Annotated in this window: 15 protein-coding genes; 6 read left to right on the forward strand and 9 right to left on the reverse strand. The window is 64.2% G+C overall.

Annotated elements, in window-relative coordinates:
- The first annotated feature begins 22 nt into the window (after positions 1–22).
- Entirely contained in the window at positions 23–814 is a 792-nt protein-coding gene (locus W823_RS33095) for an SDR family oxidoreductase (RefSeq protein ID WP_023954445.1), read from the forward strand.
- A 103-nt stretch (positions 815–917) separates the two neighbouring features.
- On the opposite strand, the gene bphC is transcribed toward W823_RS33095, so the two are convergent.
- The 7 genes from bphC to W823_RS33130 are packed head-to-tail and all read right to left on the reverse strand — an operon-like array spanning position 918 to position 8416.
- Positions 918–1844: a biphenyl-2,3-diol 1,2-dioxygenase gene (gene bphC / locus W823_RS33100; RefSeq protein ID WP_023954446.1), complete on the reverse strand. Its 927-nt coding sequence runs from the start codon at positions 1842–1844 to the stop codon at positions 918–920.
- Positions 1845–1866: 22 nt separating this feature from the next.
- Positions 1867–3045 carry an acyl-CoA dehydrogenase family protein gene (locus W823_RS33105; protein WP_023954447.1) on the reverse strand — a complete coding sequence of 393 codons (1179 nt, stop codon included), beginning with the start codon at positions 3043–3045 and terminating at the stop codon, positions 1867–1869.
- A 36-nt stretch (positions 3046–3081) separates the two neighbouring features.
- Positions 3082–4110 (reverse strand): 4-hydroxy-2-oxovalerate aldolase, encoded by a 1029-nt coding sequence (gene dmpG, locus W823_RS33110; RefSeq protein ID WP_023954448.1) that lies wholly within the window; start codon positions 4108–4110, stop codon positions 3082–3084.
- 32 nt (positions 4111–4142) lie between these two features.
- Positions 4143–5045, reverse strand: a complete 903-nt coding sequence (locus tag W823_RS33115; RefSeq protein ID WP_023954449.1) for an acetaldehyde dehydrogenase (acetylating) — start codon at positions 5043–5045, stop codon at positions 4143–4145.
- A 10-nt stretch (positions 5046–5055) separates the two neighbouring features.
- Positions 5056–5841 carry a 2-keto-4-pentenoate hydratase gene (locus W823_RS33120; protein ID WP_023954450.1) on the reverse strand — a complete coding sequence of 262 codons (786 nt, stop codon included), beginning with the start codon at positions 5839–5841 and terminating at the stop codon, positions 5056–5058.
- Positions 5841–7544: an FAD-binding protein gene (locus W823_RS33125; protein WP_023954451.1), complete on the reverse strand. Its 1704-nt coding sequence runs from the start codon at positions 7542–7544 to the stop codon at positions 5841–5843. The genes W823_RS33120 and W823_RS33125 overlap by 1 nt, the downstream gene beginning before the upstream one ends.
- Before the next feature lie 2 nt (positions 7545–7546).
- Entirely contained in the window at positions 7547–8416 is an 870-nt protein-coding gene (locus tag W823_RS33130; RefSeq protein ID WP_023954452.1) for an alpha/beta fold hydrolase, read from the reverse strand.
- A 183-nt stretch (positions 8417–8599) separates the two neighbouring features.
- On the opposite strand from W823_RS33130, the gene W823_RS33135 reads away from it, so the two are divergent.
- Positions 8600–9103, forward strand: coding sequence for a flavin reductase family protein (locus tag W823_RS33135; RefSeq protein WP_023954453.1), 504 nt, complete (start codon positions 8600–8602; stop codon positions 9101–9103).
- Between the two features lie 34 nt (positions 9104–9137).
- Here W823_RS33135 and W823_RS33140 read toward each other — a convergent pair whose 3' ends face one another.
- On the reverse strand, positions 9138–10031 hold the full coding sequence (locus W823_RS33140; RefSeq protein ID WP_023954454.1) for an IclR family transcriptional regulator: 894 nt from the start codon (positions 10029–10031) through the stop codon (positions 9138–9140).
- A gap of 164 nt (positions 10032–10195) precedes the next feature.
- Between W823_RS33140 and W823_RS33145 the strand changes: the two genes are divergently transcribed.
- Together W823_RS33145 and W823_RS33150 are read left to right on the forward strand one after the other, a co-directional pair.
- The gene (locus W823_RS33145; protein WP_023954455.1) at positions 10196–10702 is read left to right on the forward strand and encodes a nuclear transport factor 2 family protein; all 507 of its coding nucleotides are present in this window, start codon (positions 10196–10198) and stop codon (positions 10700–10702) included.
- 67 nt (positions 10703–10769) lie between these two features.
- On the forward strand, positions 10770–11705 hold the full coding sequence (locus W823_RS33150; RefSeq protein WP_023954456.1) for a 3-oxoacyl-ACP reductase: 936 nt from the start codon (positions 10770–10772) through the stop codon (positions 11703–11705).
- 48 nt (positions 11706–11753) lie between these two features.
- Here W823_RS33150 and W823_RS33155 read toward each other — a convergent pair whose 3' ends face one another.
- Positions 11754–12968 (reverse strand): alpha/beta fold hydrolase, encoded by a 1215-nt coding sequence (locus W823_RS33155; protein ID WP_023954457.1) that lies wholly within the window; start codon positions 12966–12968, stop codon positions 11754–11756.
- A 362-nt stretch (positions 12969–13330) separates the two neighbouring features.
- Here W823_RS33155 and W823_RS33160 point away from each other — a divergent pair, with 362 nt between their 5' ends.
- Positions 13331–14782, forward strand: coding sequence for an MFS transporter (locus W823_RS33160; protein WP_023954458.1), 1452 nt, complete (start codon positions 13331–13333; stop codon positions 14780–14782).
- A gap of 314 nt (positions 14783–15096) precedes the next feature.
- Positions 15097–16056: an alpha/beta hydrolase family protein gene (locus W823_RS33165; RefSeq protein WP_023954459.1), complete on the forward strand. Its 960-nt coding sequence runs from the start codon at positions 15097–15099 to the stop codon at positions 16054–16056.
- The last annotated feature ends 38 nt before the right edge of the window (positions 16057–16094 follow it).

The raw sequence follows: 16094 nt of genomic DNA on the forward strand, positions 1-16094 counted from the left end.
ATCATCCCGAAGGAGTACGTCCTTGATCGACAGGAAACACTACGGTCCGTGGGCGGTGATCGCCGGCGGATCCGAAGGCGTCGGCGCATCGTTCGCCGATCTTCTGAGCACTGCCGGCCTCAATCTGGTGCTGATAGCCCGAAAACCCGGGCCTCTCGATGAGACCGCAGAGAGGGCGCGAAACAATGGGGTCGAGGTCCGGACGTTGGCACTCGACCTTCTCTCACCGGACGCGTTTGAGCAGATCCGGCGGGCCACCGACGACATCGAGGTGGGCCTGCTGATCTTCAACGCCGGGGCCAACAGCTACGGGCACGATTTCGTCACCGGCGACCTCGCCGGATTCCAGGGTGTCATCGACCTGAACATCACGTCTCAACTCGCCCTGTCCCACCACTTCGGGGCCAAGATGAAAGAACGTGGGCGTGGCGGCATCATGTTGCTCGGATCCCTCGCCGGCTACATGGGTTCAGAAGACCAGAGCATCTACGCCGCATCCAAGGCGTTCGGCCGTATCTTCGCCGAGAGTCTGTGGTTGGAGCTCGAGCCGTTCGACGTCCACGTGGTCGAGTTGGTGCTCGGGGTGACACGCACCCCGGCGATGATCCGGGCCGGGTTGAATTTCGATGTGCCCGGCATGAACGTTGCCGAGCCGGAAGATGTTGCCCGCGAGGGAATTGAGCATCTCACCGACGGCCCGGTATGGGTTGCCGGCGGCAACTACGAGGCCGCCCAGAAACGAAACGGCTTCCCCCGGGACAAACTCGTCAAGGGCGCGGCCGAGAGCATGCGCAACTTGCTCGGACGCCGCTGAATAACAACTGACAAAGCCTCCCGTTTCGGTCACATCCTCCGGTTGCAACTGGAGGAAATGAACGAAGCGGGAGGCTTTGTCTTGGTCGGACGCGGGCAGGTGGTCAGATGTCGACCGGTGGCGCAAAGGCGGCAAGGGGTTCGGAGCCCGACCAATCGTGGCCCCAGTAGCTGTCAGCGGTGATTTCCTCAGCGGTGTAATGGCTTTCGTCGACCAGCATGCCCTCGGTGCCGAACTCGAGGTCCCAGCCGCCGGGTGCGCGCACATAGAACGACACCATCTTGTCGTTCGTGTGGCGGCCCAGTGTCGAGGAGAGGCTGAACCCCAACTTGTTCACACGATCAAGGGCCTGCCCCACGGCGTCGAGTGTGTCGACCTCCACCATCAGGTGCACCATGCCGGGGTCCTGACTCGCCGGCGCCGGACACAGCGCGAGGCTGTGGTGACGCTGGTTGACGCCGAGGAACCGCACTCTCCGGGCCGGTGCGGGCGCGTCGGGACCGCCGAGGCGGATGGCGCCTCGCGGCAGGAAGCCGAGCACCTCGGTGTAGAAGGCGTACGTCTCGTCGAATGCCGACGTCGGGAGCACGGCGTGGCCGAGTCCCTCTGTGCCGGTGACAAATCGGCCGCCGTGTGGCGTGACCACCGGACTGTGGTCGAGCACCGGACCGAAGAAGATCTCCGTCCTGGTACCGGACGGGTCGTCGAACGCGATGACCTGTTCGGCATCGCGATACAGCGACTCTTCCTCGGACAACACGTCGACTGTGATGCCCGCCTTCTCGATCGCCTGGCGAACACGCTCGAGGGCGAACTGGTCACGCACCTCCCAGCCGATGGCCAGCGCCTTGTCCGACTCGCCGGGCAAGACGACGATGCGGGAACGACGCTCGTCGAGCCGCAGATAGAGACCGTCGGCTTCTGGACCCGAACCCGTCGACATGCCCAATCCGTCGACAGTCAGTTCGCGCCACCGGTCGACGTCGCGGGTCTGGACTCGCAGATATCCAAGTGCTCGTATGTCGGTCATGGGTGAACCTTTCGTGTCAGATCTAGATCATCGAGCGATGCGGGCCTTGCGGCTCGCCGCCCATCTGGGTGAGCGCCGAAGCATGGAAGATCGACCCCGGCACGTGGATTGCGTGCGCCAAGCCCGCGTGAGCGTCGCGCCAGAAACGCTGCATCGGGGTCTTCAGCTGTAGCGCACCGCCGCCCGACCGTGCAAAGACCTCGTCGACCGCCCGCACCACACGCCACGCAGCAGCGGTTTGAGTTCGCCTACCGATGGCACGCAGCTCGAACGAGACCTCCTGACCCTTTTCCGTCATGTCCCAGAATCGGTCGACCGTTTCGAGGACGGCTGCCCGTGATGCAGCGATCTCCGCTGCTGCCTCACCGATCGCGAACAGGACATATGGGTCTTCTTTGATCGCCGTCCCCGACACCGTGACCCGATCGCGCTGGGTGTTGATGTGACAAGCGAGAGCGCCTTCGGCGATGCCGATCAGCGACGACGTGATTCCGAGCGGAAAGATGCACGAGAACGGGAAGTTGTAGAGGGTCTGGGTGCGGCCGAACTCCTTGGCTGCGGTTCCGTCGAACACCTTGCCTGCCGCGAGAGTTCGATACGTGGGGATGAAGGCGTCTTTGACGATGAGGTCTTTGCTGCCGGTACCGCGCAGCCCCACGACATTCCAGCTGTCCGGGTCGATGTCGTAGTCCGAGCGCGGTAGCAACACGTGCAGGTTCTGCGGTGGCATGAGCCGATTGCCGTCTTTGTCTCCCACGGCGGCACCGATCATGATCCACCCGCAATGGTCGGTACCTGAGGAGAACGACCAGCGCCCGTTGAGGATGTAGCCGCCCTCTACAGGCTTCGCCACACCCATGGGGGCATAAGGGGATGCCATCCACATGTCGGGGTCATCACCCCAGATCTCCTCCTGCGCTTTGCGATCGAAGAAGGCGAGTTCCCACGGGTGCACACCGACGATGCCGCTCACCCAGCCGGCCGCGCCGTCGATGGCTCCGATACCCATTGCGGTCTCGGCGAACTCGCGAGGATGTGCCTCGAATCCGCCATATTCCTTCGGCTGCAGCATGCGGATGACCCCGGAGTCCCGCAATCGTTTTGCCGAGGTGTCCGACAGCCGCATGAGCTTGTCACCTTCCACGCCCTCGGCGCGGATTTCCTCGGCGAATTGCTGAATGTTGTCCAGAACCTGGCCCATGATGTTCTCGGCTTTCTATAGGTACCCGGCGAACGCCTAGGCAGAGGTTGTTTCCGCGAGACCGATCGCGATCTCGATCAGCTGGTCTTCTTGTCCCCCGACGAGCTTGCGGCGACCTGCCTCGATGAGGATCTCCGCGCCGGAGACCCCATAGCGTTCGCCCTGTTTGTCGGCGTGCTTGAGGAAACTCGAGTAGACGCCTGCGTATCCCATCGTCAGCGACATACGGTCCAGGAGGCACTCGCCGTCCATGATCGGCCGTACGACGTCCTCGGCGGCGTCGAACATCTTGAGGGTGTCGATACCCGTTCGGATGCCGAGCTTCTCGGTCACCGCGGCGAATGCCTCCACCGGGGTGTTGCCCGCCCCGGCCCCGAACCGGCGGGTGGAACCGTCGATCTGCAGCGCACCAGCCTTCACCGCGAGGACGGAGTTCGCAACGCCCAGTCCGAGGTTCTCGTGGCCGTGGAAACCGACCTGAGCGTCGTCCCCCAGCTCTGATACCAGTGCAGACACTCGATCGCTGACGTCGTCGAGCACCAGTGCGCCGGCTGAATCCACCACGTACACACACTGGCAACCCGCATCGGCCATGATCCGCGCCTGTTTCGCGAGCACCTCGGGAGGCTGACTGTGCGACATCATCAAGAACCCCACGGTCTCGAGCCCCAACTCACGCGCCAACCCGAAATGCTGAATCGACACATCGGCCTCGGTGCAATGGGTCGCGATACGACAGATCTGCGCACCGTTGTCCTGCGCCGCCCGGATGTCGTCCTTGATCCCCAGACCAGGCAACATCAAGAACGCGATCTTCGCCGACGTCGCCGTCTCGACCGCCGCCCGGATTAACTGCTGCTCAGGAGTCTTCGAGAACCCGTAGTTGAACGATGACCCACCCAGACCATCACCATGGGTCACCTCGATCACCGGAACACCCGCACCATCGAGGGCGGCCACGACCGCCTTGACGTGGTCGACGGTGAATTGGTGGCGCTTTGCGTGGGACCCGTCGCGCAACGACGAGTCGGTGATCCGGATGTCGAGATCAGGACTGTAGGGCATGAGTGTTCCTTAGGAAGATCAGTTCGGGCGGTTCAGACGGCGCCGGCGAGCAGGTTCGAAGCGAAACTCTCGCCGACTTTCGTCGCGGCGGCTGTCATGATGTCGAGGTTGCCCGAGTAGGGCGGCAGATAGTCGCCGGCGCCTTCCACCTCGAGGAAGATCTCGACCCGCGCCAAGCCACCGCTCGTCGTGCTGGGTTCGTCGAACTGTGGCTCGGCCCGCAGGCGGTAACCGGGTACGTATTGCTGCACCGAGCCCGCCATCTCGTAGATGGACGCTGCGATGGCATCGCGGTCGGCGTCGGCCGGAATCGAGCAGAATACGGTGTCCCGCATGAACATCGGCGGCTCTGCGGGGTTCAGGATGATGATCGCCTTGCCCCGCTTTGCCCCACCTATGGTCTCGATTCCGCGACTGGTGGTGATGGTGAACTCGTCGATGTTTCCTCGCGTTCCCGGCCCCGCAGACGGTGACGCGACACTCGCGACGATCTCGGCGTAGGCGACCTCGGCAACACGAGACACCGCGTGCACCATGGGGATCGTGGCCTGGCCACCGCAGGTGATGAGGTTGACGTTGGGCGCGTCGAGGTGCTCGCCCATGTTCACCGACGGGATCACCGCCGGACCGAGCGCCGCGGGTGTCAGATCGACGGCGGTGATACCTAGTTCGGCGTACCGGGGTGCGTTCGCACGGTGAACATAGGCCGAGGTCGCCTCGAAGACGAGGTCGGGTTTCTCATCCTGTGAGAGAAGCCAATCGACGCCCTCCGAACTGGTCACCATGCCGGCGTCGGCGGCGCGCCGAAGTCCTTCACTCTGGGGATCGACCCCAATCATCCACCGCGGCTCGATGATGTCCGAGCGCAGCAACTTGTACATCAGATCGGTGCCGATGTTGCCGGATCCGACGATGGCGGCCTTCGCCTTGGTCATGGGTTCTTCCTCACTTGAATTGCGCTGTCACGGAGCCGATGCCGCTGAAGTCAGCCCGGAAGGTTGAGCCTGCATGCACGTCGATCGCCCGGGTACACGAGCCGGGCAGGATGACGTGGCCGGCCTCGAGGCGTACCCCGAAGGCCGCGACCGTGCGTGCCAGCCACGCAACGGCCTTCGTCGGATTCCCGAGAACCGCGCTCGCCTCGCCGCGAGCGATCTCCACGCCGTCCTCGAAGAGCACCGCTGAAATACCTCCGATGTCGATGTCCGATGGCCGGACCCTCCCCGCACCGAGGATGACCCCCGCGGACGAAGCATTGTCGGCGATGGTGTCGACCAGACCGATCTTCCAATTCCTGATCCGTGAATCGATCAGCTCGATACTCGGAACGATGTACTCAGTGGCAGCGAGCACGTCCTCTTCGGTGCAGCCCTCCCCAGGAAGGGTTTCGCCCAGCACGTAGCCGATCTCGACTTCGATACGGGGGTAACAGAATCGCGCGGAGTCGATCGGGGCGTCCTCGGAATACACCATCGACGACAGGAGATGTCCGTAGTCGGGCTCGTCGACACCCATCATCGCCTGCATCACCTCGGAAGACAGGCCGACCTTGTGGCCGTACACACTCTCCCCGGCAGCCAGCCGCCTTCGGATGTTGATCAGCGCGATCTCGTACGCGTCGACCACATCGATCTGCTCGAACGTCGTACTGAGGGGATCGATCGGCGAGCGGTGTGCTTCGGCGTACCACAGGAGGTCGGCGGCCGACAAGCGTTCGTCATCGATCAGCATCAGGCTGTGGCCGAATCGAGCGTTGCGCCCCGTTCGGTCGCCGACACATGCCGGGCCGCGATGTAGCCGAACACCATCGATGGTCCGATCGTCGCTCCTGCGCCCGCATATTCGTTGCCCATCACCGACGCCGACGTGTTGCCGGTGGCGTACAGGCCGTCGATGACCGTTCCGTCCTCGCGCAGCACTCGACTCTTTGCGTCGCACACCAAACCGCCCTTGGTGCCCAGGTCTCCTGCCTCACAACGGATTGCATAGAAGGGCCCCTTGACGATCTCGTCGAGGTTGGGGTTCTTCATCGTCGGATCTCCGTAGTAACGGTCGTATGCGCTCTCGCCGCGACCGAAGTCCTCGTCCACACCTGAACGCGCGAAGCCGTTGAAACGGTTGATGGTCTCGACCAGCGTGTCGGCTGGGACACCGATCTCTTCGGCCAGCTCACGCAGCGTGTCGGCCTTGTGCACCACACCGGAGTCGTAGAACCCTTGAGGGAAGGGAACATTCGGAAGTACCTGCGCGAACGGGTACCGATTCTTGGCCTTGGTGTCCATGATGAACCATGCCGGGACGTGCCCGCCCTCCAGCTGCTCGTGCACGAAGTTCACGTAGGGAGCCGACTCGTTGGTGAAACGCTTTCCGGCGCTGTTCACGATCACCGACGGTGGGATACACCGCTCAGAAACCAACGGGATGACCGCACCCATGGGATGAAGGACCGATGGCATCCACCACGCGTCGTCCATCAGGTCTACTGCCGCCCCGAGACGCTGTCCCGCAACGATCCCGTCGCCGACGTTCTCTCGGGCACCCGAACTGACGTCGGCCACACCGTGTCGGGGCAGATACTGTGCCCTCATCTCTTTGTTGTGGTCGAAACCGCCTGTCGCCAACAACACGCCGCGGCGCGCACCGATACGAATGGTTGTGCCATCACGCTCGGCCACCACACCGATGACTGTTCCGCGGTCGTCGGTGATCAGTTCGGTCATCGACGTCTTCAGCCATAAGGGGACGCCTGCGTCCTTGAGGACCATGCGCATCCGTGCGACCAGGGCACGGCCGCCGGTCGCCATGTGCCGGCGTCGGATCACGTTGGAGGACACTCGCCACGCTGCGACCAGCGAGGCCCTGCGACCCTTCCACGTTCTCTTGACCATGGCGAGGTCGTGGTAGTCCTTCGATGTGACCCAGAGTCCCAGTGGGCCTTTCATGCTGTTCGGGCGCTGGAACTTCTCGTCTTCCTTCAGCGCGCGGGTGTCGAAGGGCTTGCACTCGATGGTGCGACCCAGCGCGCTACCCCCTTCGAACTCGGGGTGATAGTCCGAGTACCCCTTGACCCAGTAGAGCTTCATGTGCGGGCTCTTGTCGAGCAGTTCCATGAGCGCGGGCCCGTTGTCGACAAAAGCGTCGAGGCGATCCGCGGGCACCTTGCCTTCGGTGATGACGTCGAGGTAGCGACGGATGGAACTCCGTTTGTCCACCACGCCTTTCGCCAGGAGTGTGGGCGCGTTGGGAATCCAGATGCCGCCGCCGGAAATGGCGGTGGATCCACCGTAGGTGGCGCCCTTGTCGATGATGAGTGTGTCGAGTCCGCTGTGCGCGGCGGTGATTCCGGCCGCCATGCCACCGCCGCCGCTTCCCACGACCAGGAAGTCGACGACTGTCTCGAACTGTCGGGTGTCGAAGCGATTGTTGTCGGCCATGTCTACGTCCTGTCCTTGCGGGTGAGAAAGGCAAGCACCGCAGAGACCCAGGCATCTCGGGCCTCGATCATCGTCCAGTGCCCGCACTTGGGGAAAACGTGGAGTTCGCTGTTCGGGATGTCTCGCATCGGCAGCATTGCCATGTCGACCGGGCTCACCCTGTCGTCTCGCCCCCAGGTCAGCAGCGTCGGGGCTTTGACCTTGCCGAGCTGCGACCAATACGGCGGCGCGTCTGAGCGCGCCGACGCGACCATGGAGGCGGCAAAGGCCTTACTGCTGTACATCCGTCGAGCGATCTCGAGGGTTGTCGGCTCGGTCGCCAGCTCCCAGCGCTCGTCGATCAGTTCAGGGGTGATCACAGCCGGGTCATAGACCATCGACCAGAGCCAGCGGACCAATCCTTCGCGGGTGGGGTTGTCGGTGAACTCCATCAGAAGCTTGATTCCCTCGCTGGGCCCCGGCGAGAAGGTGGCCTTGCCCATTCCGCCAATGGTGACCAACTTGTCGACCCTGCTGGGTTCATCGATCGCGACCTTGGTGGCGACAATCCCGCCCATCGAGTTCCCGATCATGTGCGCGGTATCGATCTCGAGACCATCGAGAAAGAGCCCGACGGCGGACTGCGCCATCGACATCGGGTGGCCGTCGCCAGGATCGCTGACCCCGAATCCGGGGAACTCCAGTACCAAACAACGGAAATGCTCGGCCAGTTCGGGAAGCACTCCCCGATAGTTCCTCCACCCGGTCACCCCGGGCCCGGAGCCGTGAAGCAGCAGCAGTGGTGGGCCCTCGCCTGCCTCATGGAACCGGAGCATCCCGAGATCGGTGTTCAACTCCCGCAGACTGCGCTCGTAGCTCACGTCTGTCGTCATGGCCCGAACGTTGCCAGCCCGGCGCCTCATCCACAGCCCAGGTCTCGTTGAGCGAGATCCCCAGCACGCCAAGGCCGGCTGGACTCTGGCGCTTCCGCTGAGCGAGACCTCGTACGGCTGCCGAGGCCGGCCGCAATAGCCTCACCTCATCATCGGCCACACAACAGAACCGGAGGTGTTCGGATGTCGATCGAAACGATGTCGCAGACCGACATGCGAAAGGCACTGGGTCAGTTCGCAAGCGGAGTCACCGTGGTCGCCGGTATGGACGACGAGGGACCTATCGGTTTCGCCTGCCAGTCCTTCGCCTCGGTGTCGCTTGATCCTCCCCTGATCCTGTTCTGCGCCGACCACCGCGGGCGGTCTTGGCCCCGTATCCGGAACACGGGCCGGTTCAGCATCAACGTGCTGCACGAGAACCAAACCGATCTGTGTTCCCGATTCGGATCGAGCAACGGGCGCAAGTACGAGGGACTCGACTGGGATCTGAGCAAGTGGGCGACGCCGTCGCTCCCAGGTGTGCTCATGCGGGTACATGCCGAGATCCACGACGTGCACACCGCAGGCGATCACGACGTGGTGATCGGCCGAATCCTCGGGTTGGAGTCGGTCACCGACGAGCGTCCGATGATCTTCTTCCGCGGCGGATTCGGCCTCGACACGGCTTCAAAGCTTGTGCGTGCCTGAAGCATCGGCTGGTTCATCGCGCGTGACGAATCGACTACAGCCACTGTCCGGACTGCACGGCGAGCAGTCGGTCCAAGGCCTCTGCCGACCACGTGTTGTCCGGCATCGGAGGGGTTTTGCGCCCCCGGCGAGTGGTACCGGCCTCGGGATACAGGGTGCGCGTGACTTCCCGGACCGCCCGCACGACCAGGGGGGCAACCCGTTTGAGCTGCGCGGTCCGTGCGTCTCCGCAGAGCGAGATCGCCGCAACCGGGCCGTCGTATCCGCGGACCGCCACTCCGACGCACGCGGCGCCGCGCACGGACTCACCGCGTTCGAATGCCAATCCGCTGCGCTGTCGGATGCGGTTGAGTTCCTGATGGAGGGTCGGCAGATCAGGGATCGTGTGGTCGGTGCACCGATTCAGCCGCTGCTGATAGATCGCGTCGACGCGCTCCGGGTCGAGCCAGGCGAGCATCGACTTTCCGCCGGCGGTGGAATACGCCGGCCCGCGTCCACCAACTCGTGACGGCAGCGATGCCGCGAACCGTCCACCGACCTTGTCGAGGTAGATGCTCTCGCCCCCGTCGAGGACCGATAGATGGACCACCATGCCGGTCTGCATGTGCAGATCGTGCAACAGAGGCGCGGCTGCCGCACGCACCTGTGCATGACCACCGTCCCCTCCGCCGAGACCCATCGACCGCCGGCCGAGTCGATAGCCGAACGAGGCGTGTTCCACCCAGTTCAACCGGACCAGTTGGTCGAGGATGCGGTGCACCGTCGATCGCGGCAGCTGCGTGCGCCCGGCCACTTCTTCGAGAGTCAGCCGCGACGCAGGGCCGCCGAATGAATCGAGAATGAGCGTCATTCGTTCGAGCATCGAGGGCGGCAGATCCCGCTTACCGGCAGAGCGGGGGTGTGCAGCACCGGAATCAATGACCGTCATCGAGCCTCCATAACCTGGTCGAATCCAAGATCCAGGACAAAACTGAAATGAATTCTTGTAATACTAACAGCAGTCCCGGTGACTGGGAAGCGCGTCGCAGCAGCCACTGTCGGCGGCGCTACGAATCCCCGCTCTCTCCGGCCAACAAAACGAAAGGCTGATCCATGACCGATACCACCCCTGACGTGGCCCTTCTCATCCACACACTCACCGAGCGCGTCACCCTGCTCGAGGACAAACTGGCGATCACCGAGTTGATGACGGCCTACGGCCCGGCCGTCGACAGCGGTTCGGCCGAGGCCGTGGCCCGCCTGTGGACCGAAGATGGCGTCTACGACGTGGACACCGGCGTCATGCGCGGACATGCCGAGATCACGGCGATGGTGAGATCGCAGGCTCACCAGGCGTGGATCGACGGCGGCTGCGGGCACGTATTGGAGCCGGGTCACATCATCGTGGATGGCGACACAGCGGTCGCAACATGCAAGTCGCAGTTGATCATTCGCGACGGGGACCACTTCACGGTCCTGCGGGTGACCGCGACCCGCTGGGAGCTGCAGAAGATCGACGGCACGTGGAAGGTGACCTACCGGACCGGGCGTCTGCTCGACGGCCGCCCCGACGCACGCGCACTGCTGGCCGAGGGGGTCCGAGCCGAACATGAAGGTTGACCACTTGCGTCGAAATTAGAATGAATACTAGTTTCGTTGCAGTAGCCAACGAACTGAGGAGCTCAATATGGTGGACACACTCGATCTGGCCGGCCGCGTCGCCGTGGTCACGGGCGCGGGCGCGGGTCTCGGACGCGCGGAAGCCCTGGCGCTGGCCGAGGCGGGCGCCGCCGTGGTCGTCAACGACATGGGTGACAACGCGCATCTGGTGGTCGAGGAGATCACGTCCGCCGGTGGTCGAGCTGTCGCGCTCACCGGTGACGTCTCGGACTGGTCGATGGGCGAGCGCCTTGTCCAGGAGGCGGTCACCCGATTCGGGTCGTTCGACATCCTGGTCAACAACGCCGGGATTCTGCGGGACAAGATGATCTTCAACCTGACCGAATCCGATTGGGACGACGTGATCCGTGTGCATCTCAAAGGCCACGCCGCCACCTCGCGTGCCGCCGCAGTCCATTGGCGCGTAGCGAGCAAAAACGCCGGCCAACCGGTGTTCGGGCGTGTCATCAACACGTCGTCAGAAGCATTTCTGTTCGGCTCGGCCGGCCAGCCGAACTACTCGGCGGCAAAGGCGGGCATCACCGCGCTGACACTCTCGACCGCACAGGGTTTGTCACGCTACGGGGTGCGCGCCAACGCCATCTGCCCGCGGGCACGCACCGCAATGACCGCTGATGCCTTCGGCGAGAACGATGGTGCCGCCGACAGCGATCCGCTCGCGCCGGAGCGCGTAGCCACCCTCGTGCGCTATCTCGCCTCCCCCGCATCCGACGAGATCAATGGTCAGGTGTTTGTCGTGTACGGCAAGATGGTCGCGCTGATGCACGCCCCTGAGGTGGAGAACCGTTTCGACGCAGTCGGTTCCGCCTTCTCGGCCGAGGAGCTCGCGGGCCGGCTGACCCCGTACTTCTCCGGCCGTGGAGAGTACGAGACATACGCCGCCTACGGAGTGGCCGAACTGGAGAAGCCCGCCCTGGCTACCAACGAAGGCGCTCTGCAGTGACCTCTGACCCTGCCTGCCCGCCCCGGGGCGGGCGGGCAGGGTTGTCGGTCAGCAGCCGTCGGCTGCCGGTGCCCCGGTTTCCACCGCGGAGACGAAAGACTGGATGTCACCCAACGAGGCGCCGATGGTCTGGCGGTGGTCGGCGCCCTCGTACAGTCGGTAGTCGATCTGGTTGCCTCTAGCACACAGGGTGTCGACCAGGACATCGGTGCCGGATTTCGGCACCACCGCGTCGGTGGAGCTTTGAGCGATCATCGTCGGCACAACCACTTTCACCGCCGCGGGCTCTTGCTTTGTCATGTAGTCCGTCAACGGACCGAGGTCGGCATCGGCCCGGAACACCTGGCCGTCCACCACCGGTGGCACGCGGCGGATGTCGTCCAGGCAGCCGGTCCTGGCGGAGTCCAGGAGCGGACGAGCCTGATCGGTCAGCAGGTCCTCGGGACGAATCGACGGATCGGCTGCTTGCGCACCGAGGAGTATCAGTGGGAGAAATGACTGCGCTGCAGCGATTCCGGGCACACCCGATTTGAAGTACTCCGGCAGTCGATCGAGTCCACTCCCGGGCGCGATGGCCGCTGCAGCTCGCAGATCGAGCTCTGGTGCACGTTCGGGAGCGTCTGCGGCGGCGAACAATGCGGCCTGGCCGCCCTGACTGTGGCCGACTGCGTACCAGTCTGTGCCGATCGACTGGTCGAGTTCACGCGCTGCCCGCACGATGTCGGTGAGCGCGTTCACCTCCGAGTCGGCGTTGACATAGGGATGGACCCCCGGAGTACCCAGACCTTCGTAGTCGGTGCGAACCACGGCAAAGCCCTTGCTCAGCCAATCATTCAATGCGGCATCGACTTCGGTGATATACGCCTGGGTCGGACCGCCGCCGAAAGCCGCGGACGGTGCGCACGCATCTGCCACGCCGGTGGTTCCGTGCGCCCAGCTGATCACCGGGTAACCCCCGGCCGGGGCGGGAGTTCTCGGTACCGCAACCGTTCCGGACACCACGATGGCGTTCCCGCTCGCGTCTTCGGACGAGTACGTGATCAACTTGGTCTGGGCCGCATCTCGGAGAGCAACCGGTCCGTCGACCACGGCCGCGGACAGCACTCGGCCTGCTTTCACGGGCGCCTTGTCGCCGTCCGCGCTCTCGTCCGCGCCGGATGAGCATGAGACCACCGCCAGGGTGACCACGGCCGTGGCAGCGACCGCCGACCACCGTGTGGGCACCGACTTCCGACGATGCAGTGCGGCAACGATTTCGCTCATATGTGCGCCTCTTTTCATGCAGGCACTGTGACAGCGCCCACCCTTCGGGATCACAACAGTCCCGGTGAGCGAGACCTGCCTGTCCATCGGACGTCCCGCATCACACGTCGCCCGGCTCAGCGACTCATCTGTCTCCTCCAAGCCGCCCCGGCGACGATTCGGAGCGCCGAACGACATCCGATTCCGGCCAGTGGGACTGAACAGTTGGTGTGCGCTGCGTCACTGTAGCTTTTGGCTCACCGCGGCGGAGGCAGCCCGTCCTCGCCCGATCGAATCCACATGTACTGCGCCACAGACCTATACGCCGCAGTCGGCGACAGCCGCGTTCGTCACACATCACCACGTCTACCTGGAGGACATCCATGACAACAATTCCCGACCCGACGGCGCCGGCAAAGCCGTTGCCCGAAGGTGGACGATTCAACCGCCGGCGCTCCACCGGGGTGATCATCGGCATCCTGGTCCTCGTCGAGATAATCAGCGCCTTCGAGACCTCGATGGTGTTCGCGGCGATCCCGACCATCATCGCCGACTTCAACAGCGACGCTGCGACGGTCGGCTGGGCGGTGACAGCCTTTCTGCTGGTCGCCGCGGCCTCAGCGGCCGTCTGCGGTCGGCTCGGCGACATGTACGGACGCGAGAGAGTTCTGGTGTTCATCCTCGCCGCCGCCACCATCGGGTCACTGATCAGCGCCCTCGGCGACAGCATCAGTGCCATCATCATCGGTCGTGCGATCCAGGGCGTCGCCGGCGCGATCCTGCCGCTGTGCATCGGCTTGGCCCGCGAACACCTGCCCAATGTGAAGGTCCCTGTCGCTGTCGCCCTGATCTCCGGGACGGCGGTGGCCGCCGGTGCAGCGTCCGCCTACGTTGCCGGTTTGATGATCGATCACGCCAGCTGGCACATGATCTTCATCGTCGCGGCCGCGTACGCCGCATTCACCTTGCTGCTTGTGCTATTCGTGCTGCCCTGGCGACGACCGGTCGGCACCAGCCAGAAGGTGGACTTCCTCGGCACCATCGCCTTCGCCCCGGCAATCGCGGCAATCTTGCTCGCCATCAACAAGTCCGGTACCTGGGGGTGGAGCGACGCAAGGACGCTCGGCCTGCTCATCGGCGGTGCGGTGGTACTGGCGCTCTGGGTGCTGTGGGAATTGCGGGTCACCGATCCGATCGCAAACGTGCGACTCCTGGCCCATCGCAAGGTCGCGTTGACGATGCTCGCGACGCTGACGCTGGCCGCCGGTCCTTTCGGTATCAGCAACATGATCGTTCCCCTGGTGCTGCAGACGCCCACGAGCGCGCCCTTCGGCCTGGGCATGACCCCGACCGACGCCGGACTGCTGGCATTCGTCGCAGCACTCCTCGGGTTCGCCTTCACCCCGTTGAGCGGCCGGATCACGCGCACCATGGGATCGCGGGTGTCGCTCCTGATCGGCGGCCTGGTGTACGGGGTGTCGGGCGTGATGCTGATGATGTTCCACGATTCCAAGGTCGGGATGTTTGTCATGGTGGTCACCGTGTCCATCGCGACGTCGTTTGCCTACACAGCCCTGCCGAACCTCATCGTGGAAGAGGTTCCGGTCGAGAACACCAGCGAGGCAACCGGTCTCAACACTGTCGTTCGCACTGCCGGGCAGGGCGTCGGCACGTCGATCGCCACGACCATCCTGGCGTCGTCGGCGGTCGCCGGTAGCGTCGCGCCCACCGTCAGCGGGCTCAACACCGTCTCCATCGTGATCCTTGTCGGCACCGGTTTGACCGTCGGCCTCACCTTGATGCTCCGCCGCGGGACGGTCTACGCAGACGCCTGACCCCACCCGATCCCGATGATGTGCCCTTCTGGCGGACCCCACCTGGGGATTTCTTCGCCACAAAGGCACATCATCGGGTTCTCCGGTCTGGCCGAACAGTTGATTCTGCGTTAGATATCGACAGCGATGCAGGTGATGCGGGGTCGCTCGCAAAGCTCACAATCGCAGCCGCCATCAGCGACGTTGCCGGGCGTGCATACAGCAGAAGGCCCTGTTATTTTGCTGTTATCTTTCCCGTGGGCCCGCATGCGGCACCGGGGTGAGCACCGGTCCGGATCGGGCCATTCACTGGCACCACGTACAAAAGGAAACTGATGCGCGCAAAGCACGCCTGGCGAAAGTTCGTCGCCGGAGCCCTTGCCCTTGTGGCCGGAGTGGCGGTCTCGGTGGCCGCGGCACCCGGCACTGCGTCGGCAGCCCCTCAGACGGTCTACGTCTACTCCGCCGCGATGAACAAGAACATCCCCGTTCGCGTCCTCCCCGCGTCAGGTGGTGGCAGCCACGCCACCCTCTACCTGCTCGACGGCCTGCGTGCACCCAACAACAACAGCGGCTGGCTCATCGAGACCGATGTGCAGCAGTTCTTCGCGGGCAAGAACGTGAATGTGGCGATCCCGTTCGGCGGCGGCGGCAGTTTCTACACTGACTGGCAGCGCGACGACCCGACCCTGGGCCGGCAGAAATGGGAAACCTTCCTCACCCGGGAACTGCCTGCCTACCTGAAGTCGGCGTTCAACAGCGACAACCGGCGCAACGCCATTGCCGGACTCTCGATGAGCGGCACCTCCGCGTTGAACCTTGCTTCCAAGCACCCCAACTTCTACCAGGGCGTGGCGTCGTACAGCGGCTACCCCACGGTCAGCACCCCGGGGTTTGCACAGGGCATCGCCGCATCCGTGCTCGAGATGGGCGGCAACCCGGTCAACATGTGGGGCGTGTGGCCGGCCGGAGCCTGGACGGCGAACGACCCCTCGCTGCACACCGGAAACCTGCGTGGCAAGCGCGTGTACGTGTCCTCGGGTGCGGGTTCGCCTCGGACCAACCCGATCTTCAACCCGGCGAGCCCGTCGTTCGACCCGATCAAGTTCTCCCAGATGGTGCCGCTGGAGACCGCGGCGTCGATCAGTAGCCAGCTCTACGTCGCCAGCCTCCGTGTCGCCGGCGTCAACCCGCAGGTCCACATCACGCCGGAGGGTGTGCACTGGTGGACCCACTGGGAGGACCGCCTCAAGGAATCGTGGTACGGAACGCTCGCTCCTTCGCTGGGCGTCTAGCTCCACAACAGTCCGTCGGCCGCGCCCCAGAGTTCGTC

It is taken from the genome of Williamsia sp. D3 (genome assembly GCF_000506245.1).
Taxonomy (GTDB): domain Bacteria; phylum Actinomycetota; class Actinomycetes; order Mycobacteriales; family Mycobacteriaceae; genus Williamsia; species Williamsia muralis.

Excerpts from the sequence above, each read along its gene's own strand:
- W823_RS33165 (WP_023954459.1), top strand. The coding sequence starts at position 15,097 with ATGCGCGCAAAGCACGCCTGGCGAAAGTTCGTCGCCGGAGCCCTTGCC.
- bphC (WP_023954446.1), bottom strand. The coding sequence starts at position 1,844 with ATGACCGACATACGAGCACTTGGATATCTGCGAGTCCAGACCCGCGAC.
- W823_RS33135 (WP_023954453.1), top strand. The coding sequence starts at position 8,600 with ATGTCGATCGAAACGATGTCGCAGACCGACATGCGAAAGGCACTGGGT.
- W823_RS33125 (WP_023954451.1), bottom strand. The coding sequence starts at position 7,544 with ATGGCCGACAACAATCGCTTCGACACCCGACAGTTCGAGACAGTCGTC.
- W823_RS33120 (WP_023954450.1), bottom strand. The coding sequence starts at position 5,841 with ATGCTGATCGATGACGAACGCTTGTCGGCCGCCGACCTCCTGTGGTAC.
- W823_RS33140 (WP_023954454.1), bottom strand. The coding sequence starts at position 10,031 with ATGACGGTCATTGATTCCGGTGCTGCACACCCCCGCTCTGCCGGTAAG.
- W823_RS33150 (WP_023954456.1), top strand. The coding sequence starts at position 10,770 with ATGGTGGACACACTCGATCTGGCCGGCCGCGTCGCCGTGGTCACGGGC.
- W823_RS33105 (WP_023954447.1), bottom strand. The coding sequence starts at position 3,045 with ATGGGCCAGGTTCTGGACAACATTCAGCAATTCGCCGAGGAAATCCGC.
- W823_RS33145 (WP_023954455.1), top strand. The coding sequence starts at position 10,196 with ATGACCGATACCACCCCTGACGTGGCCCTTCTCATCCACACACTCACC.
- W823_RS33115 (WP_023954449.1), bottom strand. The coding sequence starts at position 5,045 with ATGACCAAGGCGAAGGCCGCCATCGTCGGATCCGGCAACATCGGCACC.
- dmpG (WP_023954448.1), bottom strand. The coding sequence starts at position 4,110 with ATGCCCTACAGTCCTGATCTCGACATCCGGATCACCGACTCGTCGTTG.
- W823_RS33160 (WP_023954458.1), top strand. The coding sequence starts at position 13,331 with ATGACAACAATTCCCGACCCGACGGCGCCGGCAAAGCCGTTGCCCGAA.
- W823_RS33155 (WP_023954457.1), bottom strand. The coding sequence starts at position 12,968 with ATGAGCGAAATCGTTGCCGCACTGCATCGTCGGAAGTCGGTGCCCACA.
- W823_RS33130 (WP_023954452.1), bottom strand. The coding sequence starts at position 8,416 with ATGACGACAGACGTGAGCTACGAGCGCAGTCTGCGGGAGTTGAACACC.